The sequence below is a fragment of the Aliiroseovarius sp. YM-037 genome (genome assembly GCF_048060095.1).
Classification (GTDB): Bacteria; Pseudomonadota; Alphaproteobacteria; order Rhodobacterales; family Rhodobacteraceae; genus JBLUOA01.
Window position 1 is genome coordinate 117,495 of sequence record NZ_JBLUOA010000002.1, and the last position, 21,918, is coordinate 139,412.

The 21,918-nt window shown below is 61.0% G+C and carries 17 protein-coding genes; 8 read left to right on the top strand and 9 right to left on the bottom strand.

Annotated elements, in window-relative coordinates:
• Positions 1-137 precede the first annotated feature (137 nt).
• From ACEWPJ_RS11185 to ACEWPJ_RS11215, 7 genes are read left to right on the top strand one after another with little or no spacing between them, the layout of a single operon-like run.
• Positions 138-992, top strand: a complete 855-nt coding sequence (locus ACEWPJ_RS11185) for an SPOR domain-containing protein (RefSeq protein ID WP_416513151.1) — start codon at positions 138-140, stop codon at positions 990-992.
• Between the two features lie 21 nt (positions 993-1,013).
• Positions 1,014-2,177, top strand: coding sequence for a D-alanyl-D-alanine carboxypeptidase family protein (locus tag ACEWPJ_RS11190; protein ID WP_416513152.1), 1,164 nt, complete (start codon positions 1,014-1,016; stop codon positions 2,175-2,177).
• Positions 2,177-2,800 carry a dTMP kinase gene (gene tmk, locus ACEWPJ_RS11195; protein WP_416513153.1) on the top strand — a complete coding sequence of 208 codons (624 nt, stop codon included), beginning with the start codon at positions 2,177-2,179 and terminating at the stop codon, positions 2,798-2,800. Before ACEWPJ_RS11190 ends, tmk begins: the two co-directional genes overlap by 1 nt.
• Positions 2,797-3,933, top strand: coding sequence for a DNA polymerase III subunit delta' (locus ACEWPJ_RS11200; RefSeq protein WP_416513154.1), 1,137 nt, complete (start codon positions 2,797-2,799; stop codon positions 3,931-3,933). The genes tmk and ACEWPJ_RS11200 overlap by 4 nt, the downstream gene beginning before the upstream one ends.
• Positions 3,934-3,944: 11 nt before the next feature.
• Entirely contained in the window at positions 3,945-4,748 is an 804-nt protein-coding gene (locus ACEWPJ_RS11205; RefSeq protein WP_416513155.1) for a TatD family hydrolase, read from the top strand.
• The gene (locus ACEWPJ_RS11210; RefSeq protein WP_416513156.1) at positions 4,748-5,545 is read left to right on the top strand and encodes an MBL fold metallo-hydrolase; all 798 of its coding nucleotides are present in this window, start codon (positions 4,748-4,750) and stop codon (positions 5,543-5,545) included. The genes ACEWPJ_RS11205 and ACEWPJ_RS11210 overlap by 1 nt, the downstream gene beginning before the upstream one ends.
• 1 nt (position 5,546) lies before the next feature.
• Positions 5,547-6,476, top strand: coding sequence for an AEC family transporter (locus ACEWPJ_RS11215; protein WP_416513157.1), 930 nt, complete (start codon positions 5,547-5,549; stop codon positions 6,474-6,476).
• On the opposite strand, the gene ACEWPJ_RS11220 is transcribed toward ACEWPJ_RS11215, so the two are convergent.
• From ACEWPJ_RS11220 to ACEWPJ_RS11250, 7 genes are all read right to left on the bottom strand, one after another.
• Positions 6,473-9,736, bottom strand: a complete 3,264-nt coding sequence (locus tag ACEWPJ_RS11220) for a translocation/assembly module TamB domain-containing protein (protein ID WP_416513158.1) — start codon at positions 9,734-9,736, stop codon at positions 6,473-6,475. The genes ACEWPJ_RS11215 and ACEWPJ_RS11220 overlap by 4 nt on opposite strands.
• Positions 9,733-11,541: an autotransporter assembly complex protein TamA gene (locus ACEWPJ_RS11225; RefSeq protein ID WP_416513159.1), complete on the bottom strand. Its 1,809-nt coding sequence runs from the start codon at positions 11,539-11,541 to the stop codon at positions 9,733-9,735. Before ACEWPJ_RS11225 ends, ACEWPJ_RS11220 begins: the two co-directional genes overlap by 4 nt.
• 112 nt (positions 11,542-11,653) lie before the next feature.
• Complete coding sequence (locus tag ACEWPJ_RS11230) at positions 11,654-12,415, bottom strand: ABC transporter permease (RefSeq protein WP_416513160.1); 762 nt, start codon at positions 12,413-12,415, stop codon at positions 11,654-11,656.
• Complete coding sequence (locus ACEWPJ_RS11235; RefSeq protein WP_416513161.1) at positions 12,412-13,338, bottom strand: ABC transporter ATP-binding protein; 927 nt, start codon at positions 13,336-13,338, stop codon at positions 12,412-12,414. Before ACEWPJ_RS11235 ends, ACEWPJ_RS11230 begins: the two co-directional genes overlap by 4 nt.
• 104 nt (positions 13,339-13,442) lie before the next feature.
• Entirely contained in the window at positions 13,443-13,874 is a 432-nt protein-coding gene (locus ACEWPJ_RS11240) for a universal stress protein (protein WP_416513162.1), read from the bottom strand.
• The gene (locus ACEWPJ_RS11245; protein WP_416513163.1) at positions 13,871-16,486 is read right to left on the bottom strand and encodes a TRAP transporter permease; all 2,616 of its coding nucleotides are present in this window, start codon (positions 16,484-16,486) and stop codon (positions 13,871-13,873) included. The genes ACEWPJ_RS11240 and ACEWPJ_RS11245 overlap by 4 nt, the downstream gene beginning before the upstream one ends.
• A gap of 119 nt (positions 16,487-16,605) precedes the next feature.
• The gene (locus tag ACEWPJ_RS11250; protein WP_416513564.1) at positions 16,606-17,568 is read right to left on the bottom strand and encodes a TAXI family TRAP transporter solute-binding subunit; all 963 of its coding nucleotides are present in this window, start codon (positions 17,566-17,568) and stop codon (positions 16,606-16,608) included.
• A gap of 336 nt (positions 17,569-17,904) precedes the next feature.
• On the opposite strand from ACEWPJ_RS11250, the gene ACEWPJ_RS11255 reads away from it, so the two are divergent.
• Positions 17,905-19,230, top strand: coding sequence for an aspartate aminotransferase family protein (locus tag ACEWPJ_RS11255; RefSeq protein ID WP_416513164.1), 1,326 nt, complete (start codon positions 17,905-17,907; stop codon positions 19,228-19,230).
• Positions 19,231-19,324: 94 nt separating this feature from the next.
• Here ACEWPJ_RS11255 and ACEWPJ_RS11260 read toward each other — a convergent pair whose 3' ends face one another.
• Positions 19,325-20,602: a 4-aminobutyrate--2-oxoglutarate transaminase gene (locus ACEWPJ_RS11260; RefSeq protein WP_416513565.1), complete on the bottom strand. Its 1,278-nt coding sequence runs from the start codon at positions 20,600-20,602 to the stop codon at positions 19,325-19,327.
• Positions 20,603-20,798: 196 nt separating this feature from the next.
• Positions 20,799-21,587 carry a hypothetical protein gene (locus ACEWPJ_RS11265; RefSeq protein WP_416513165.1) on the bottom strand — a complete coding sequence of 263 codons (789 nt, stop codon included), beginning with the start codon at positions 21,585-21,587 and terminating at the stop codon, positions 20,799-20,801.
• Between the last annotated feature and the right edge of the window lie 331 nt (positions 21,588-21,918).

Below are 21,918 nucleotides of genomic sequence, written 5' to 3' on the forward strand. Positions count from 1 at the left end.
CCTATGTCGCTTGGCGGTCTTTCCAACGGGCATTGGCAACGCTAAGATGCGCGCGGGCGCTGGCCTTTCAGCCCAGCAGAGCAAATCAGACCGTTAATCGGCAATACGCGCAGCGAATGGCGTTGCAAGGGGGCAAAATGGCAAGAACAAAGCTGGGACAGCTTTTGGCACTTTCGGGTTTGGTCGTCGCATTGGCGGGCTGCGAAGACGGTGGAGGCTTTAATTTCCTAAGGAATAACCAAGACGCATCGGCGGACGGAGCACCCGCAGCGCGATCAGCCACAACCGTTGAACGAGATGTCGAAGCACCGGATGTGTTTCAGGTGTCCGAAGACGGGCTGTGGGACGGACGCCCCTCGCTTGGCGGCGTTTGGGTGGCCTATCCTGATGTCGCGGACCCGGAACGGGTGATGATCCGCAACAGCAGCACCGGCAAATCCGTTGTCGGCGCGCTGTTCAGACGTGAACGGGAAACGCCGGGGCCGTCGCTGCAAGTCTCCTCCGACGCAGCTGAGGCGCTTGGAATGCTGGCCGGGCAACCGGCGAGTCTGAGTGTTGTCGCGCTCCACAAGGAAGAAGTGCCTGAGGTCGTGGAAACCGAAGCAGCAACCACAGCGCTCGGCGCGCCTGAGCAGATTGATCAGACAACAATCGATCCGATCGAAGCAGCTTCTGCCGCGATTGATGGGGGCGGAGAGACCGCTGAAGCTGCCACGGCCGCGCCAGCAGCGGCGCCTGCCCAACCCACATCATCTTCGCTGAGTAAGCCGTTCATCCAAATCGGAATTTTCAGCGTTGAGGAAAACGCCGAAGGCACCGCAACATCCTTGCGCGCGGCCGGGCTTGTCCCGACAGTGTCCGAGGGATCCAGCAACGGCAATGCGTTCTGGCGCGTCGTTGTCGGGCCCGCACAGTCGGAGTCTGACCGCGAAGTGCTTTTGGCGAAGGTCAAGAACCTCGGCTTCGAAGACGCCTATTTCGTAACCAACTGAGACACGGGATAACGATCAACAATGACACGTCGCCTATTGCCGATCCTGATAAGCGCGATTGCGTGCGTCGCGACCATCCTGCCCGTCCACGCCTTTGAGACGCGGGCGGAAGCGGCATATGTGATCGACCTGAAAACGAACACGGTGCTTCTGGAAAAGGAAGCGGACGTGCCGCTTCCCCCTGCATCCATGTCAAAGCTGATGACACTCAACATGCTGTTTGAGGCGTTGCAGGATGGCCGCGTGGCGATGGATACCCGGTTCGGAGTGTCGGCACGGGCGGCTGCTATGGGTGGCTCTACCATGTTCCTGACGGAACGCGACCGCCCAACGGTTGAGGAGCTGATCCAAGGCATTATCGTGCAGTCGGGCAACGATGCCTGCGTGGTGGTGGCCGAAGGGCTCGGAGGATCAGAAGATGCCTTTGCGCGCATGATGAACGAACGCGCCAAAGACCTCGGCATGGCGGGCAGCACCTTCGCCAACTCCTCTGGCTGGCCGAACCCGGCACAACGGATGAGTATGCGCGACCTCGGCACCCTCGCAAAACGTCTGATTGAAGAATTCCCGGAATATTACGGCTATTTCGGCCAGATCGAGTTCGGATACGATGGCCGCGCGCCCGACAACCGCTTTAACCGCAACCCGTTGCTCGAACTCGGGATCGGCGCAGACGGCCTGAAAACCGGTCACACGAGCGAGGCTGGATATGGGCTTGTCGGGTCGGCGACGCAGGGCACCCGCCGCATTGTGTTCGTCATCACGGGCCTGCAAAGCGAAACCGACCGGGCCGAGGAATCCGAGCGTGTCGTAAACTGGGCCTTTCGCCAGTTCTCCGAACGCGAGGTGATTGCCCAAGGCGCGAAGTTCGCGGATGCCGAAGTGTGGCTTGGCGACGCGAGCGAGGTCGGGCTGATCGCGCCGAAAGACTACACGCTGCTGGTCCCTGCCCTGTCCCGCGATGGGGTCACGGCAGAAGTTGTTTACACAACGCCCATCGAAGCCCCGATTGAGGAAGGCCAGCAACTGGGTGAGCTTGTGATCCATCTTGATGGCCTGCCTGAAACCCGCCTTCCGCTGGTCGCTGATCGCGCCGTCAACGCGGGCGGGTTCGTGCCGCGCCTGCGCACCGCGGCGCGCGTATTGTTTCGCGACGTGGTCGGGGACGCCGTGAGCTTCAATTGATGTCGCAGGGGCGCTTTATCACCTTTGAAGGCATCGACGGGTCCGGCAAATCAACGCAAGCAAGGCTGCTTGCCCAACATCTGCAAGATCGTGGCGCTAAGGTCGTTCTGACCCGCGAACCCGGTGGCTCTCCGGGTGCTGAGGACATTCGCGCTCTGGTACTGGAGGGGGACCCCGACAAATGGTCCGCCGAGACGGAGCTTTTGCTGTTCACCGCCGCCCGCCGTGACCATCTGGAAAAGACAATCGACCCCGCGCTTCGCGCCGGGAAAATCGTGATATCGGATCGGTTCGCGGATTCCACCCGGCTGTATCAAGGGATTACCCGCGGGGATTTGCGGGCCAAGGTCGATACGCTTCACGAGATGATGATCGGGCGGGAACCGGATACGACCTTCATCATCGACATGGACCCTGATGTAGGGTTGGAGCGCGCGCTGTCCCGTCAGACCTCCGAAGAACGGTTCGAGGGCTTTGGCGTCGATCTGCAACGAAAGATGCGCGACGGTTTCCTGAAACTTGCCGAAGAATTTTCGAACCGCTGCATCGTCATCGACGGCGCCCGCGCGGTGGAGGATGTTGCAGTGGACGTTGCGGCCAAAGCTGATGCGCTGCTCGCATGAAAGACGGCTCTCCCAACCCCGAAAGTGACCGGGTCGAAGGCGCACCGCATCCGCGCGAAACCAAAACCCTGTTCGGTCATACAGCGGCAGAGGACGCGTTTCTTGACGCCTACCGCTCTGACAGGCTGCATCACGCGTGGCTGATCAGCGGGCCACGCGGCGTTGGCAAAGCAACGCTCGCTTGGCGCATCGCACGGTTCCTGTTGGCGACACCGATTGCTGGTGAAACGGGATTGTTCGACGACGCGACGGAAGCACCCACAACGCTCAGCATCTCGCCAGACCATCCCGTCGCCGCCCGAACCCGCGCCCTGTCTGAACCGCGCCTACACCTGATGCGCACGCCGTGGGATGATGAGAAGAACCGCTTCAAGCAAGGGATCACGGTTGATGAAACCCGTGCGCTGCGCGGGTTCTTTTCCATGTCGGCAGCCGATGGCGGACGGCGGGTTGTGATCGTCGATGCCGCCGACGACATGAACGTCAACGCGGCCAACGCGCTTTTGAAACTGCTGGAAGAACCGCCAGAGAACGCGACGCTTTTGCTGGTCAGCCATCAGCCGACTGGCCTACTGCCAACGATCCGATCCCGCTGCCGGACGCTGCGCCTGTCGCGCCTGTCACCTGACGATATGGCTCGCGCCCTTAGCGCCGCTGATCTACCGCCGACTGACGACACCGAATCCTTGGCGGCCCTCGCCGATGGATCGGTCGGAGAGGCCATACGCCTGCTGAACCTCGATGGGCTGAAAACCTACAAGACTCTTGTCGATCTGTTCGCCACGTCCCCCGGCCTGGACCGTCCGAAACTGATCTCGCTTGCCGAAAGCGTCGTGGGCGCCAAGGCGGTCGCCCGCTACGATCTGCTGCTGGGTTTGATTGAACTGTTCCTGTCCCGCCTCGCCCGCGCCGGTGTAACGGGCCCGATGACCCCCGCCGCCGCCCCCGGCGAAGCGGAGCTTTTGGCGCGACTCAGTCCCTCCCCGGCTGCCGGACGCGCCTGGGCCGAAATTCAGCAGAGCCTTAGCGAACGGGTCCGGCATGGGCGGGCGGTCAACCTTGACCCTGCCTCTCTCATCCTCGATATGGGGTTCAGTATTGATGCGACGGCGGCAAAATGGGCCGCCCGATAAGGCGGTTAGACATGACGACACCAGAAATCACCGACAGCCATTGCCACCTCGATTTTCCCGATTTTGACGGGGAATTGCCGGATGTGATCGCCCGCGCCGCCGAAAATGGCGTGACCCGGATGGTGACGATCTGCACCAAACTGCGGCTTGAACCGCAGGTCCGCGCCATTGCCGAGGCGCACGAAAACGTCTTCTACGCCGCCGGCACCCACCCGATGAGCGCGGCGGACGAACCACTTGCCACCGTTGACCAACTGACCGCCTTGGCGACGCATCCGAAATGCGTCGGCATCGGCGAAACCGGGTTGGATTACCACTACACGTCCGAAAGCGCGGCGGTGCAGCAGGATAGCCTGCGCATCCATATCGAGGCCGCGCGCCAGACCGGCCTGCCGCTGATTATCCACGCCCGCGCCGCTGATGATGACATGGCGAAAATCCTGAACGATGAGTTCAAGAACGGCGTCTATACCTGTGTTATGCATTGCTTTTCCAGCTCTGCCGAGCTTGCGAAAGCCGCGCTGGACCTCGGCTTCTACCTGTCGATGTCAGGCATCGCGACCTTCCCCAAAAGTCAAGAGCTTCGGGATATCTTCGCCGCCGCCCCCGTTGACCGCATCCTTGTCGAAACCGATGCGCCCTACCTCGCCCCGCCGCCTTATCGCGGCAAGCGGAATGAACCGGGTTACACCATGCACACGGCGCAGTTCGGCGCAGAGATCTTCGGCCTTCCCTACGAAGAATTCGCCGCGCATACCCAGGCGAACTTTGATCGCCTGTTCAGCAAGGCCGCGCAATACGAGAAGGCCGCCTGATGGCGCAGCATCGTTTTACCATCCTCGGCTGCGGATCGTCCGGCGGCGTCCCAAGGCTTGGCGGCCATTGGGGGGAGTGTGATCCGAACAACCCGAAAAACCGGCGGCAAAGATGCTCTATGCTGGTTGAACGGGTTGCGGAGTCCGGCACGACGACCGTTCTGATCGACACCTCCCCCGACATGCGCAATCAGCTTTTGTCGGCAGGGGTCGGACGCCTTGATGGCGTCGCCTACACCCACGCCCATGCGGACCATGTGCACGGCATCGACGACCTGCGGATGATCGTGTTCAACATAAAAACCCGCCTGCCGGTTTGGGCGGATGAACCGACACGCGCCGATCTGATGAAGCGGTTCAGCTATGCCTTCGTGCAGCCCGAAACGTCTAACTACCCGCCAATCCTTGAGATGAACGATATCGACGGCGATGTTGTCGTCGATGGCGCGGGCGGGCCGATTACGCTGTCCCCGTTCGATGTGAAACATGGTTCCATCAACGCGAAGGGGTTTCGGATCGGTGGCCTCGCTTACCTGCCCGATGTGGAACAGATGAATGACGCCGCGTGGAAAGCGGTGAAAGACCTCGACATCTGGGTGCTCGATTCCCTGCGCCGCGCGCCGCACCCGACCCACACGCATTTCGAACAGTCGCTAGAATGGATCGCCCGCGCCGCGCCTAAACGCGCTGTGCTGACGAATATGCACTTCGACCTCGACTATGCGGCGGTTGATGCGGAATCCCCCGGCAATGTCACCCCCGCGTTTGACGGCATGACCCTGACGCTGGACGTTTAGCGTGCAGGCGCTGATCGAGGTTATCCTTCCGGTCTTCCTCGTCATCGGATTTGGCTACCTTGCCGTGTGGCGAAAGCTGTTCAGCGCGAACGGGGTCGATGGATTGATGAAGTTCACCCAGAATTTCGCGATCCCCTGCCTGCTGTTCCGCGCGATCTCATCGCTCGACCTGTCTCAAAGCTTTGATGTCGGGCTGCTGGCAAGTTTTTACACCGGCGCAACCCTCTGCTTTCTGCTCGGTATCTGCGGCGCGCGCTACATCTTTGGCCGCAACTGGGAAGACGCCATCGCCATCGGGTTTTGCTGTCTCTTCTCGAACTCCGTCCTGCTCGGCCTGCCGATCACCGAACGCGCCTACGGCGATGGCGCGCTTGCCGGAAACTACGCGATCATCGCGCTTCATTCGCCGTTTTGCTACGCGGTCGGCATCACGTGCATGGAGGTCGTGCGCAACCGCGGGCGAAGCCCGTTTGACACCGGGCGACGGGTTATCACCGCGATGTTCCGCAACGCGCTCGTCATCGGTATCGCGCTGGGGTTTGTGGTCAACCTCGGCGGGATCAACCTGCCCGGTGTTCTCATCGACGCCGTTGATCTGATGGTCCGCGCCGCCCTGCCCGCCGCGTTGTTTGGCTTGGGCGGCGTGCTCGTCCGCTATCGGCCCGAAGGCGACATGCGCACGATACTTTACGTCTGTGGGATATCACTGATGGTGCATCCGCTGATTGTCTGGACCATCGGCAGCGCGATTGATCTGCCGACAGACGCCTTCCGCTCTGCGGTGCTGACCTCAGCCATGGCGCCCGGAATCAACGCTTATGTCTTTGCCAATATGTATGGCCGCGCGCAGCGGGTCGCGGCCTCTGCCGTTTTGCTGGCGACCGCGCTGACGATCCTGACTGCGTGGTTCTGGCTTGGCGTGCTGGGCTAATAATCGCGTTCGAAGAAGACGCCGACGCCGGTATCACCATCGGTGCCCACGCTTCCGCGGACGGTGACGGAAGGCGACAGGTCGAGGTTCAGGTTGATTTCGCTCTGCCCTTCGCTGTCGATGGTGACGTCGGTGTAGACGTTCTCGGATAGGTATTTCCCGGCCCGCAGGCCGGCGGTGCCGTCCTCGTCGGTGGTAATGTCGAGGTCATCCAGCCCGAAATTCTCGCGCAGCTGACCGATGACCCCGACGCCCCCGCGCCCGGCAAGCGTCGCGACCGCCGAGGCAAGCTGCGCCGCTTGCAGGGGGGATATTTCGCTGATCGCGCGGCCAAACAGCAGGCGCGATAGCACTTCATCCTGCGGCAATTCGGGTTCCGACAGGAATCGGATGTCGGGGTCCGACGCATCGCCCTCAACCACGATGCGCACATTAACGTCGCCCGCATCCGTCGCGGCCACAAGGCGGATAAATGGCGTGAAGTTGCCCTGCAACTGCGCGAAGCCCTCATCAAGGGTCAAACGCTTGCCAAGGATATCAAGCCGCCCACGCACCAGTTCAAACCGCCCGGTCGGGATCAGGTTGTTGGTCGTGCCGCGCAGTCGAAGCTGGCCACCCAGTTCCGCGTCAAGCCCACGACCCCGCAGAAAAATCCTCGACGGCGCACGGATCAGCAGATCGACCGGATAGGCCGGGCCGCTTGACGCGGCGCTACCTTGTGCGGCCTTGATAAGTCCCGCGCGGCGTCGCGTCGCCCGCACATCCGACGGTTCGTTGACATGGGTAAGGTCAGGCAAAGACCCATCGGCGCCAAAGCCGGTTTCCGGCACTTTCAACTCAGTCTCGCGCAGGTCGAACGCACCCTCGATGCGTGCACCGCCCGTCAACGGGCCGTCGACGCTCAGCTCTCCGTCAACGCGGGTTTCGTAAAGGTCAGGCTCTACCAAAGTGAGGTTTTGCGCCACCGCGCGAAGGGTGCCGCGATATGGCGGGGTCAGCGCAATCGGGCCAGACAGCGTGATCCGCCCGCCTGAGGAAAGCTCGCTCGACACATCGACAGTCGCGCGGCTGTTGGCGATGCGCATATTGGCACCGATATTTGTCAGCGCAAAACCGAGTGTCGGTGCGGACAGTCGTCCTTCATTGGCCGTCACGTTGCCGCTTAGCGACGACAACGCCAGCGGCCCGTTCAACGCGAGATCGAACCGCGCCAATCCCGCGAGGTTCCTTGGCCGGATAATCGGGTTGGCGAGTGCAAGCGGCGCGGTCCCGGATATATCAAGCTGCGCGGTTCCCGCATCGCTCGCCACCCGCCCTTTGACCGTCGCCCGCGTCTCGGCGGGACCGTCCGCCGCCACATCGATCTGCCAATCACCCGTGTCCGTCTGCGCCGCGTCACCCGATACCGTCAGCGGGCCGGACAATCCGGGCACAAACCGCGCCGTATCACGCAGCCGCGCCATAAAAGTCAGCCCACCGTCTGAGGAGCTAAGCGCACCCGATGCCTCGCCCTGAAGTTCGGGGGTCGTCACAGTAAGCTCCCGAACCGTCAGTCCCTCGGTATCCCGTTTCGCGGCCAAAATGACCTCACCCGCACCGGCGAGCAGTCGGTCAACCTCGGCAATTCCAAGCGCGAGGTTCGTGGTGTTCGCCGATAGCGTGAGGTCGAACCCGCCGCCAAGCGGTGTCACCTGCCCCGCGATATCCAGTTCCGCCGCCCCGCGCAGGTTTTGCCCTGCAAGGTCCGACAGGCGCGACAAGTCCCCGGCCCGCGCGGTCAACCGCCCGGCGATCCCGAAGCCTTCGCCCAAACCCGCAATCGTCGCGGTCGTTTCTGCGGCCAAATCACCGCTTTCCAGCGTGGCAGAACGGATTTCAAACGGTGCGTCTTCTTTCCATTCAAACACCGCCTGCCCCGCGATGTCCGTGCCGAGCGCCTTGGCCAAGGCGGGGTCCGTCGGAACGACACCTGACGCGCTATAGATCAACGTGCCGTCGACCCCGCCAAGGCTGTTATCCGCGCCATTCGTGATCGTGCCGGTGCCTGTCAACTGCGCCTGCTGAACCTTGATGTCGCGCTGACCGAAGCCCGCCACGTTCAGTTTCGCGGCCCAACCGTCGCCTTCGGCGCGGTCGTGTTCCAATTCAAGCGACAGGCGGTTGACTTCGGTCGGGTCGCCCGATGTTGGCAGCAACACGGGCGCGCCATCTTCGCGGCGGATTTCGGCGGCAAGCGACATCCGTTCCGGCCAACCGCCGGGGCCAAAAACGCCGTTTCCCTCAAGTTCGACAGACTGCGCACGCAACGCAATTCGCTCAAGAACCGCGCCACCTTCGGTCGGGATATTGCCCCGCGCGACAAGCCGAATGTCGCGGCCAAAAAACTCCCGGTAATCCGGCGCGAATAGAGGGGCGATATCCCCGCCGACGTTGACGCGGAAGTATTTTGACGCGGTCTGCGCCGTATCCTCGTTCGCGCCTTCAGTCGGCGGCGTCGCCGACAACGCGACCTGCCCGCGCAGCCGAACTTCGCCCTCTGTCGAAAGGGTCAGATCGGCGGTGTAGTCGTCAATCGGGCCGTCCCCGGCGACCGCAAGGTCAATCGCAGGCGATCCCGGCAAGTTCAGCAGCGTCGCCGCGATACCCCCCGGCCCTTCGCTGAGGCCGAGTTTCAGCGCAAGTTCCGCCGTCGCGTTGCTGTAGCTGACGGTCAGGTCCAGCAAGCCCTTTTCATCGTCGATCCGTTCAATTGCCAGTTCGGCAGCGCCTTCGCCGCCCTCAAGCGACATGTTCCCATCGACCTTCACGACCGCGTCACGCCCAATGACCGGCGCACCAAGCTCGACACGATCCGCCTTCAACTCTCCGATATTGACCGAGACCGGAAGCTCCGGCAGGGCGAATTCTGTGGCTTCCGGTGCGGGGGCGCTTTCGGATGCGGCGGGCAAACGCGGGAGGATAATCTCCTCCGCGCTCAGCGTTTCAACCTCTAGCCTCCCGCGCAGCAAGGCCGAGCGGCTCCAGTCAAGCTCTGCGCCGCGCAGAGTCAGCCAAATGCCGTCGTCATCCGCGATGGTCAGTTCTTCAATGGTCGCCGTGGAACTCAGCGCGCCCTCAAAGCCGACAATGCGAATATCCCGCCCGGCATCGGACAGGTTTTCCTCAAGAAACTCGGTCAGGAACCCGCGATCGTCATCCTGCGCCTGCGCCGCGCCGGGCAGCAGAACGACCATCAAAAGGACAGATAACAGAAACCTCAAAACGCTTGTCCTATACCAACGTAAACCTGAAAACCGCTGCCGCCGCCGCTGACAGGCACGGCAACATCAAGGCGGATTGGCCCGATCCCGGTATTGTAGCGCAGGCCAAGCCCCGCGCCCGAATGCCAATCCCCCGATCCATCGTAGAAAGAGCCTGAGCCGATATAGCCCGCATCGGCAAAACCGACGACGCCCAGCCTGTCCGTCAGGCCCATCCGAACCTCGCCGGACAGGCCAAGGAACGACCGACCGCCGCGCCGCAGCCCGCCGCCAAGGTCGATATCCAGCGATTGATAGGACTGGCCGCGCACCGTGCCGCCGCCACCGGAATAAAACAGGTAATCGGGCGGCGCATCAGCGACCGACGGCCCAATGACAGAGCCGAGTTGAATCCGCCCCGCCAGAACCACACGTTCCCCCAATGCCTGATAGATGCGACCATCGGCAAACAGACGCCCGCCAGATGACGTATCGCCGAAGCCGACAAAAGGCCGCAGTTCGGCCCGCAGGTAGTATCCGTCGGAGGGGTTCAGCGAGTTATCGCGCTTGTCCCACGTCGCGGACACCGGAAAGCTCAGCAGTTGAAAGCGCTGGACTCCGCTGACATCCTCAACCCGCGAATGGCGGAGTTCGATGCCAACCTCCCCCTCCAGATCGTCAGAAAAGATACGCCGCAGGCCAACGCCGAAGCGGAATTGATCGGACAGGAAATCCGGCTCATCCAGCCGCTCAACCCCCGTTTCAACATAAAGCGAGGTATCTGGCACCGGCGTCGCGGGCCGTTCGTAGCGCGCACCAAGACTGTAATCGAGGCCGCCGGTTTCGCCGCCGATACCGCCGATTTCGCCGTCGACGCGGAAACGCTCTGCCCCGCCAAGCAGGTTCCGGTGCAGCCAGTAGGCCGAGACGGTGGCGCCCTCAATGGTCGACACCTCAGCGCCGAACCCAAAGCGGCGCGGCTTCTCATCGACAATCGCCGCCGTCACGTCGAGCGTATTGTTCGGCCCGATCCGTTCGGCTTCGGTCAGGCTGACGGATCGGAACGTGCCGGTGCGGCGCAAACGCTTTGCAACGGTCGCTAGATCATCGGGGGAAAACACGTCGCCTTCGGGGAAGCCGGCGATCTTGCGAATGCGCGCCTCTCGCACCGCGCTTTCGCCGCTTAGCAGCAGGCGACCAAACCGCAGGCGCGGGCCGGGTGCCAGCGCGACGTCAACATCAAGCCGCCGCGCGCGGTGGTCCGCCTGAACGCCCTGACGCGCGACATCAGCCTTGGCGTGACCAACATCGCGCCAGCCATCGATGGCGGCGCCAACGGCCTCCCCCACCACGGGGCTTTCGGCGGGCGCACCGGGGCGGAAGCCTTCGGGCATTTCGGTCCCATTGGCTAATGGCGCAATCCGTGTGCGCCCGAATTGGAACGGTGGGCCGGGGTCGATCACAATCTCGGCCCGATTGATCCGGGCGGGGACGGATAGCGGCGAAATCTGCGCAGCCTCCCGGCCATCAAGCCGGATGCGGATCACCCCGCTGTAGCGCCCGGACGCATAGAGCGCCGACAGAAGGCGGCCGTAATCCGCACGGGCGGCGCTTAGGATATCCTGCGGGTTGGTCACGCCATCCCGCTCGGCCCCCAACAGCAGCGATGCGCCGCGCAGGTTTTCGACAACCTCCTCGGGCGCCGATCCGGTGTTGAAGCTGATCGACTCCAGCGCCATCGCCGCGCCGGATGTCATAACGCCAGCGACAAAGGCGGCAGCCTGCGCCGTCCGCCTTACAATCCGACATCGAAGGGTAATTCTCATATCCTCAGCCTGTCCCACTGCCAAACCAACACGGCAAACCCAATCAGGTTCCAATCAGACCTGAAACGGCGGCGGACTCCAACCCGATAGTTTCGTGGCAGGGGCGCGGGGCTTAGGTCTTGATCCGAAAACCGGTGCGGAAGGTCCACCAGATGACGCCAAGACAGATCACCAAAAAGACCGAGATCATCGCGAGGCTCAGCGCGACGGGTACATCGCCAACCCCGAAAAACGCCCAGCGAAAGCCGGAGATTAGGTAAACAACCGGGTTGAACAGCGTGACCCCCTGCCAGAACGGCGGCAGCATCGAGATGGAATAGAAACTGCCCCCAAGGAACACGAGCGGCGTGATGACCAGCAGCGGGATCAGTTGAAGCTGTTCAAAGTTTCGTGACCAAAGGCCGATGATGAACCCGAACAAGCTGAACGAAATGCAGGTCAGCGCAAGGAAGGCGACCATCGCCAGCGGGTGCTGAATCTGAAGGTCGACGAAGAACCCGGCAGTCGCCAGTATCACCAGCCCGATTATCAGCGATTTCGTCGCCGCCGCCCCGACATAGCCCAGCACGATTTCCATCGCGGAAATCGGGGCGGTGTGCAGTTCGTAGATCGAACCGAGGAATTTCGGGAAGTAGATGCCGAAAGATGCGTTCGATAGGCTTTGCGTCAGGACAGACAGCATGATCAGCCCCGGCACGATGAACGCGCCGTAGCTGACCCCGTCGATTTCCTGAATACGAGACCCAATCGCCGCGCCGAATACGACGAAGTAAAGCGACGTGGACAGCACCGGCGAAAACAGGCTTTGCGACAGCGTGCGCCAGAACCGCAGCATTTCGAATAGGTAGATGGATTTGACGGCCTGCAAATTCATGCTCTGTCCTTCAGGAAATCAACCATGATGTCTTCGAGAGAGCTTTGATGCGTGTGAACATCGCGCAGCACAATCCCGGCGTCTGAAAGCTCCGACAAAAGGGATGCGATCCCAGTTCTCTCGCCAATCGCAGAATAGGAATAGACAAGCGACTTGCCATCTTCCGCCCGCTCTAGGTCATAGCCGTTCAGGCTTTTCGGCAGGCTCTCTACTGGCTCCATCAGTTCGATCCGCATCTGCCGCTGTCCGAACCGTTCGATCAGCGCGGTCTTTTCTTCGACCACCAGCAACGCGCCTTCGCGGATGATACCGATGCGGTCGGCAATCGCCTCGGCTTCTTCGATGTAGTGGGTCGTCAGGATGATGGTCACACCGTCGGCTTTTAGCTGGCGCACAACGTCCCACATTTCCTTGCGCAGTTCGACATCGACGCCAGCGGTCGGTTCATCCAAGAACAGGATGCGGGGTTCGTGGCATAGCGCCTTCGCGATCAGCACCCGCCGCTTCATACCGCCCGACAGGTCTTTCGTCGCCGTGTCCCGCTTGTCCCACAGGGACAGCTTGCGCAAAACATCCTCCAGCAACTTCGGATCGGATTTCTTGCCGAACAATCCGCGCGTGAACCGGAGGGAGTCGATGACCGACTGAAACGGTTCCAGCGCGATTTCCTGCGGGACGAGGCCGATCATGCTGCGGCTTCCGCGAAAATCTCGGACAACGTCGTGGCCGCCGACGAACACGCTGCCCGCAGTGGCATTGACGAGGCCGCAGACAATGGAAATCAGCGTTGTCTTGCCCGCACCATTCGGGCCAAGCAGGGCAAGAATCTCACCCTCCCGCACCTCAAGATTGACGGATTTCAGGGCTTCGAACCCATCGTCATAGGTTTTGGAGAGATCGTTGATCTCAATAATCGGGGGCATCGCGCAATCCTGTTTCCGGTCCGTCAGTGTAGCCCCAACGCCGACCGGCTAAAAGGCCGATCTGACGCGTTGGGAACAATCCTGACACGCGGCTGGCAAGTCTGCTATCGCACCACGTAGACCGAACAATCCGAATGTCGGACCACCCGCGCGGCGTTCGGGCCAAGCAGGTAGTCGCTCAGCTCAGGCTGGTGCGCGCCGATTACGATCAGGTCCGACCCGGCCTTCTTTGCGGTTGCAAGGATCACGTCATAGGCCGTGCCGACCGCAACGATATGGCGGACAGATTTGTTCGCCTCGGCGCCGATCTCTTCCGTGACGAGATCGTTCAGCGCCTCGCGCGCGCCATCGACGGCCTTATCGGTGTGATCTTCGTCGAAATAGCTGCCGACGACGCTCATCCCGAAATCGGGAACGACCGTAATGACATCGACATGTGCCTCGTCAAGATCGGCCAACCGCGTCGCTTGATGCAGCACGCGTCTGGCCATTTCGGGTTGCGTGATATCGACGGCGCAAAGAACGGACTTGCTCATGCCGGGACTCCTTCACGGTTGGCCGGTGCGCGGCGCGATTGCAGCCATGCGATCGCCGCAAGCAGCAGCAGCGCCGGGATGAACATCAGTTCCTTCGGCATCTGATCCGACGGCGCACGCACCGCCGTTACTGTCACAGGCGTATCGCCGTAGAAGTCAAACGACCCCAGCTTTTCAAAGTAGCGCGTTCCGGGGAACGGCTCTTCGACGATCAGGGTCTCACCCTCCTCCAGAACCGTCAGGCCCAGCGTTTCAAGCCGCTGTTCGCCGCCCTCCTCTTCGCTGACCGGAACCAGCAGCGATACGTCTTTCATTTCCAACGTATCAAAGTCCGGGCCGGATACGACCACGCGCATCTCTTGCCCCGGTGAGGCATCCCCGACCGCTTGGATCAGCTCTGTCGGCGCACGTTCAATGAACGGTGGCTGTATCATGTTCATGAAGAACCCCGGTCGGAACAGGGTGAACGCTATCAGGATCAGCACGATGCTTTCAACGATGTTGGATTTGGTGATGAACCATCCCATCGTCCCTGCGGTGAATACAAGTATGCCTATGGTCGCTATTATGAACACTATTATCCCTTGGAACCACGTCACATCGATCAGCAACAGGTCCGTGTTGAAGATAAACACGAAGGGCAGCGCGACGGTCCGCAGACTGTAGAAGAACGCGATGAACCCAGTCTTGATCGCATCACCGCCGGACACGGCGGCGGCAGCGAAACTCGCCAGCCCCACAGGGGGCGTCACGTCCGCCATGATCCCGAAATAGAACACGAACAGGTGCACTGCGATCAGCGGCACGATCAGGCCGGATTGCGCGCCAAGTTCGACGACAACCCCGACCATAAGCGACGACACAACGATGTAGTTCGCCGTCGTTGGCAAGCCCATCCCGAGGATCAGCGACAAGATCGCCACGAAGATCAGCATCAGGATCAGATTGCCACCTGACAAGAACTCGACAAAGTCCGCCATGACCTGCCCGATCCCCGTCAGGGAAACGGTGCCGACGATCACGCCAGCGGTTGCCGTGGCAAGGCCGATCCCGATCATGTTGCGCGCCCCGTCGATCAGCCCTTGGAGTAGGTCTACGACACCTTCGCGGAATGTGTTGGTCCATTCGCTTTCTCCGCGGAACATCGCCTTCAGCGGGCGCTGGGTCAGCAGGATGCCGAACAGCAGGAACGTCGCCCAGAAGGCCGACAGACCGGGCGATTTGCGTTCGATCATCAGGAAGTAGACCAGCACGATGATCGGCAGCAGGTAGTAAAGGCCGGATTTGTAGATCTTGGCGATTTCCGGCAGTTCCAGAATCTCAGACTTCGGATCATCCAGTTCAAGGTCTTCGGTCGTCGACGCCAGCTTGACCAGCAGAACGTAGGCCAGGAAAACCAGCAGCGAAAGCACCCAACCCGAGGCATCGCCCATAACGGACATCACCGCCCGAACCGGATATTGAGTGAGATAGCAAAGTGCGGCGAACCCGGCAAAGAAAACGAACATCCCCCCGATAGTCCGGCCGAGCGATACGACCTTGTTGCCGATCGTCGGCATGTTCCGCTTCACCGCTTCCAGATGCACGATGTAGACCAGCGCGATGTAGGAAATGACGGCTGGTAGGAAGGCGTGGGTAATAACCTCAACGTAGGAAATGCCCACATATTCCACCATCAGGAATGCCGCAGCCCCCATGACCGGCGGCATGATCTGACCGTTGACGGAAGACGCAACTTCAACCGCACCAGCCTGTTCAGAACTGAACCCGACTCGCTTCATCAGCGGAATGGTGAATGTCCCCGTGGTCACGACGTTGGCGATGGAAGAACCAGAGATCAGGCCAGTCGCGGCAGAGCCGACAACAGCGGCCTTCGCAGGACCACCGCGCAGGTGGCCAAGCGCGCCGAACGCCATCTTGATAAAGTAGTTCCCGGCCCCTGCCTTATCTAGCAGCGCCCCGAACAGAACGAACAGGAACACGAATTTCGTCGAGACGTTCAGCGCGATGCCGAACACCCCTTCGGACGTGATCCACATATGGCTCATCGCTTTTTTCAGCGAGGCACCAGCCCAGCGTATCTGGTCGGGCACGAATTCGGACGATCCGAAGAACACGTAGCACAGGAAGATAACTGCAATGATCGCCATAACCGGGCCAAGCGCACGGCGCGCGGCCTCAAACAATAGCACCAGTCCGGCCAGCGCGAACCATTTGTCCACGTCATCCGCGAGACCGCCGCGATCAACGATCTTCTGATAGAAGATATAACCGTAAAGCGCGCAGAATACGCCTGCGAGGCCCAGTATCCAATCCTGTATCGGGATGTAGTGACGCGGGCTCGACTTCAGTGCGGGATAAGCCATAAAGGCAAGGAAAATGGCAAAGGCCAAATGGATTTGGCGGGAGTTATTGATAACGCTCCCCGGCAACAGGAGGTTGGCAAGAGGCGACGCCAGCAAAACCTGAAAGGCGGACCAGGTGATCGCAACGACCGCCAAGAAAGTGCCGACCGACCCGACTGGGTTCCGCGCACCGGCATCCGACGCTGCGACAAGCTCCTGAAGCTCTTCTTCACTCAGCTCGCGGCCTTTTTCCGACTTGTCCGACATGATGGTCCCTCCCGGTTGCCGCATCGTTGGCGGCGTTTCCTGTTCTTCTTTTTAGCACACCCCACGCAACGCCGGGATGAAAAAAGGGGGCGACATCAGCCGCCCCCATCTACGGCTGGTTATTCGATCCAGCCTTGTTCACGGTAGTATTTCTCGGCGCCCGGATGCAGCGGCGCGGACAGACCAGCGGTCGCCATTTCCTCGGGCACGAGGTTTGCAAATGCCGGGTGCAGCTTTTTGAAGTCTTCGAAGTTCTCGAACACTGCGCTGACCAGCGTATAGACCGTTTCTTCGGACACATCGGCCGAGGTTACGAAGGTCGCACCCACACCGAATGTCTGGGTATCGCCATCATTGCCGCGATACATGCCGCCCGGAATGGTCGCGGAGCGGTAGTAGGGGTTGTCGGCAATCAGCGCATCAACCTCAGCTCCGGACACCTCGACCAGCACGGAATCGCACGCAGTCGTCGCTTCCTGAATGGACCCGGACGGGTGGCCAACGGTGTAAACCATCGCGTCGATCTGGTTGTCGCAAAGCGCCGCGGACTGTTCCGCCGCTTTCAGTTCTGTCGCCAGCGCGAGGTTGTCGTTTGACCAGCCCAGCGCTTCCATAAGCACTTCCATCGTGCCGCGCTGACCGGAACCGGGGTTGCCGATATTAACGCGCTTGCCTTCAAGATCAGCAAAGGTCGTGATCCCCGCATCAGCCCGTGCCACAACCGTAAACGGCTCCGGGTGGACAGAGAATACGGCGCGCAGGCCTTCGAACGGGCCGTTTTCCTCAAATTTGGAAGACCCGTTATATGCGTGGAACTGCCAGTCAGACTGCGCCACACCAAACTCAAGCTCACCCTCGCGGATGGTGTTGATGTTGTAAACCGACCCACCGGTCGATTCGACCGAACAGCGCACGCCATGATCGCGGCGACCCTTGTTCACCAGACGGCAGATCGCGCCGCCCGTTGGGTAATAAACCCCGGTCACACCACCGGTGCCGATCGTGATGAACTCCTCCGCATGGGCAGCCGGGGCCATCATCGCCCCAAGCGCCACCGCGGCGGCCGTCACTTTTAACTTCATATACATATTACTCTCCCTCTGTTGATGAGTAGTGAAACTAACTATCCGTCAGAGATGTCACCCTTTTGACGGTTCGTCGCGTTGATTCTTGCAATCCTGTTTTGGGGATGTTGATGCCACCGCAACCTGCCGGACGCGCGGAAAAGTAGCCTGCCGCCGCCTTCAGCCGCGTGCTGAGCGTTCCGCATTCTGTGACGAGTTTTTCCTCGAACGACGTCGTTACTGACATCAATCCCCCCTAAGGATAGCCGAAGGGTTCCATCTGTTTCACACGTTGTCAACCGTCAGGGCATATGCTTCAAATGACCAGCCACCCGCACAGAGGGAGCTTGTGCAATGTCCCATATCCTTCATCGACAGACGAAATCTGTCCCGCCAGAGGCCGTCAGCGGCAAGGGCGTTTACCTCTACGACAGCGCAGGAAAACAGTATTTTGACGGCTCCGGCGGTGCCGCGGTCTCGTGCCTTGGTCATGGCGACCCGGACGTAACCGCCGCCATCAAGGACCAGCTCGACAAACTCGCCTTCGCCCATACCGGTTTTTTCACGACCGAGGTGGCCGAGGCGCTGGCCGACAAACTCGTCACCCACGCCCCCGGCGATATCGACCGCGTCTACCTCGTCTCCGGCGGGTCCGAAGCGATGGAAAGTGCCCTGAAACTCGCCCGGCAATACATGTTGGAAATCGGGCAACCCACCCGCCACCGCGTCATCGCAAGACGGCAAAGCTACCACGGCAACACGCTCGGCGCGCTCGCTGCCGGTGGCAACATGTGGCGGCGTGAACCCTTCGCCCCGCTGATGATCGAAACGACCCACATCGCACCCTGCTACGAATACCGCGACCGCCAGCCCGACGAAACCGCCGAAGCCTACGGCCAGCGGATCGCCGAAGAACTCGAAACCGAAATCCAGCGCCTCGGCCCGGAAACGATCATGGCCTTCGTCGCCGAACCCGTCGTTGGCGCGACCTCTGGCGCTCTGCCCCCGGTTCCCGGTTATTTCAAACGGTTACGGGACATCTGCGACCGCCACGGTGTCCTGCTGATCCTCGACGAAGTCATGTGCGGCATGGGTCGCACCGGCACTCTATTCGCCTGCGAACAGGACGGCATCGCCCCCGACATCACCGCCATCGCCAAAGGTCTTGGCGCAGGCTATCAACCGATCGGCGCCATGCTCTGCACCGCGAAAATCTACGACGCGATCCGTGATGGCAGCGGCTTTTTCCAACATGGCCACACCTATCTCGGCCACCCCGTCGCCGCCGCAGCCGCGCTCGCGGTTCTGACCAAACTGACCGAAGGCGGCCTCGCCGCCCGCGCGGGCATCATGGGTGACAAACTGCAATCCGCCCTCGAAACTGCCTTTGGCCAGCACCCTTATATCGGCGATATCCGCGGACGTGGCCTGTTCCGCGGCATCGAATTCGTCGAAGACCGCGAAACCAAAACCCCCTTCGCGCCCGAACGTGAACTCCACAAGGCGCTGAAGGCCGCGACCTTCGATGCGGGCCTGATCTGCTACCCGATGGGTGGCACGATCGACGGGCGGCGCGGAAACCACATCCTCCTCGCGCCCCCTTTCATCCTCGAAGACGCACATATCGACGAAATCGTAGGCAAGCTCAGCACCGCCTTCGACAAAGTGCTGCCTGCCTAAAGAAAAACGGGCGCTCAACCGCGCCCGCTCCTCACCATTTTCTACAAATATCCCCGCCGGAGGCTCCGGATGGCGCAGCGCACACATCGCCCGATCAGGCCGCCCGCGCCGCCCCGATCGACTCCTCAAGGATATCCATCGCTTCACCGAAAACCGCATCCGGTATCGTAATCGGCGCCAGGAAGCGGATCACGTTGCCATGCACGCCGCAGGTCAGCAGGATCAGGTTGCGCTTCAACGCCTCCGCCCGCACCCGGTTCGCCATGTCGGGGTTCGGCGCGCTTCCGTCCGTGGTGTTGAACTCCGTCGCGACCATGAAGCCGGGGCCGCGCACATCCACCATCTCCGGCGTCGATTGCCGGATCGATTCAAGCCGCTGCTTCAGGCGCGATCCAAGCTCATTCGCGCGATCACACAGCTTCTCTTCCTCGATCACATCCAGCACCGCATTCGCGGCGGCGATCCCCAACGGGTTGCCGCCATAGGTGCCACCCAATCCACCCGGTGCCGCAGCGTCCATCAGATCGGCACGACCCGTGACAGCCGCCAACGGCAAACCACCGGCCAAGCCCTTGGCCATCGTGGTCAGATCGGCGGCAACGTCATAGCCGTGCATCGCGAACAGGTTGCCGGTCCGGGCGAACCCGGTCTGAACCTCGTCCGCAACCATGACGATCCCATGATCGTCGCACAGCTTGCGCACACCGCGAACCAGCTCCGCCGGGGCAGGATAGAACCCGCCTTCGCCCTGCACCGGCTCAAAAATGATCGCGGCAACCCGCTCCGGGTCCAGATCAGCCTTGAACAGGCCTTTCAACGCATCCAGCGCCGCCTCGGTCGAAACACCGTGCAGTTCAACCGGGAACGGCACGTGATACACATCCGGCATCATCGCGCCAAAGCCTTTTTTGTAAGGCGCAACCTTCCCGGTCAGGCTCATCCCCATGAAGGTGCGGCCATGAAAACCGCCACCGAAAGCGATAACCGCAGGCCGCCCCGTCGCCGCACGGGCGATCTTGATGGCGTTCTCAACCGCCTCGGCCCCGGTCGTGACAAAGACCGTCTTCTTCTCAAAATCACCGGGAACGGCCGCGTTCAACCGCTCCGCCAGCCGCACGTAGTTTTCATACGGCAGCACCTGGTGGCAGGTGTGGGTAAAGGACTTCAACTGCTTCTCAACCGCCTCCATCACCTTCGGATGGCGATGGCCCGTGTTGACGACGGCGATGCCTGCTGCAAAGTCGATATAGCGGTTGCCCTCAACGTCCCACACTTCGGCATTTTCGGCGCGATCCGCATAGATTTGCGTCATCATGCCAACGCCGCGTGAAATCGCATCGTCGCGCCGCGCGGCTACTTCTGAATTCAACATCAAACTCTCCTTCGATGTGCCCCCGCGCCCGTCACCCTGACGGCGGTCGGTGAGTCTCATCCCCAAATCCTGCGCGCATGTTTCACATTCCGGGGTGGGGCCGCAAGATCACACATGACGACAGAGGAACTGCGCCCGGATCGACCGTCACCGACCCGCGGACGTGCAACAAAGCGCAAACATGGCCCATCGGCCATTACTGACGGGAAAACCGCTTCGGAACAGCCAGCCGCACGCCCGTCCGGCGCCAAAGTTCGTCTTTGGCTTGGCGCAGAATGCTCTTTACCCATGGCACCGACCCGTAGTGAAACGGGTTTTGCATTGTCCCGAGGTTCGTATCGCTCGACTTCTGGATACTCAGAACAGGATTCGAGACCAGACAGGTGTGATCGGTAAACCGCCGCCGGAAATGATAGAGGGCGCCGTCAATATACATCTTTCCACCTTCAGGGTGGCCCGAAGGGCGCTCGCTGACCAGCTTCATGTAGTCTCGTAATGGCGCAAGGCCGCGACGGTGGACGGCGTAGCAATGTGCCCACCAGAATTCGGCCCTGCTCGGATAGACCGGTTTCGCCGCCCCCTTGGGATGAGATCTCAGCCGGTGTCCGGGAAACCACATGGACCAGTCATGGGCTTCAACCTGCGAAAGCACGTAGTCCTGCTGATGCGGGCTGCGCAGATTCGACCGGAAGATCGCATCGTCTTCCAGAACCAGGATCCTTTCAAAGCCGTTCTTGTGGGCATCCTCGATATTCTGCAGGTGACTGAAAAAGTTCCCCCTGACCCCTTTCGTCGGAAACCCGCCGGCGTCGTCGCAGATCGGAGCTTCGGGAACGACGATCTTGTCATCGTGATCCGAAATCCCCAGGCGGCTCATCTCGGACCTGATGGATTCAAGCCTGTCAGGGCGTGACGGCAGATTAATCACGTAAATCCGATCGAAAAAATTCTCAAATGTTCTGCTCAAACCGGTATTATCATCCATGATTTATCGATCTATTAATTATGCCAGCTCCTTGGGTACGACATCTGCCCTAGTTCTCCAAAAAACCGTCGGCATGTTTCCGCTATACCGTCCCCAGACGCGGCGCCCGCCTCCTACCCCGACCTCTTGAGGCGACTGACGTGTATCACTTGCGCGGGGCACAAAGGATGATATCGCGCGGAAAACGGTGATGCTTGAATGGGGATTGACGCGGCATGATCGACCTCAAAAACCCGAAACTGGCCAAATCGCCCGATTAATGCACCAGTCCGCGGAAACCACCCGGTTTTCTGTGCGCATTTCGTCCCGAAACCGGTTTGGCCGAATATCT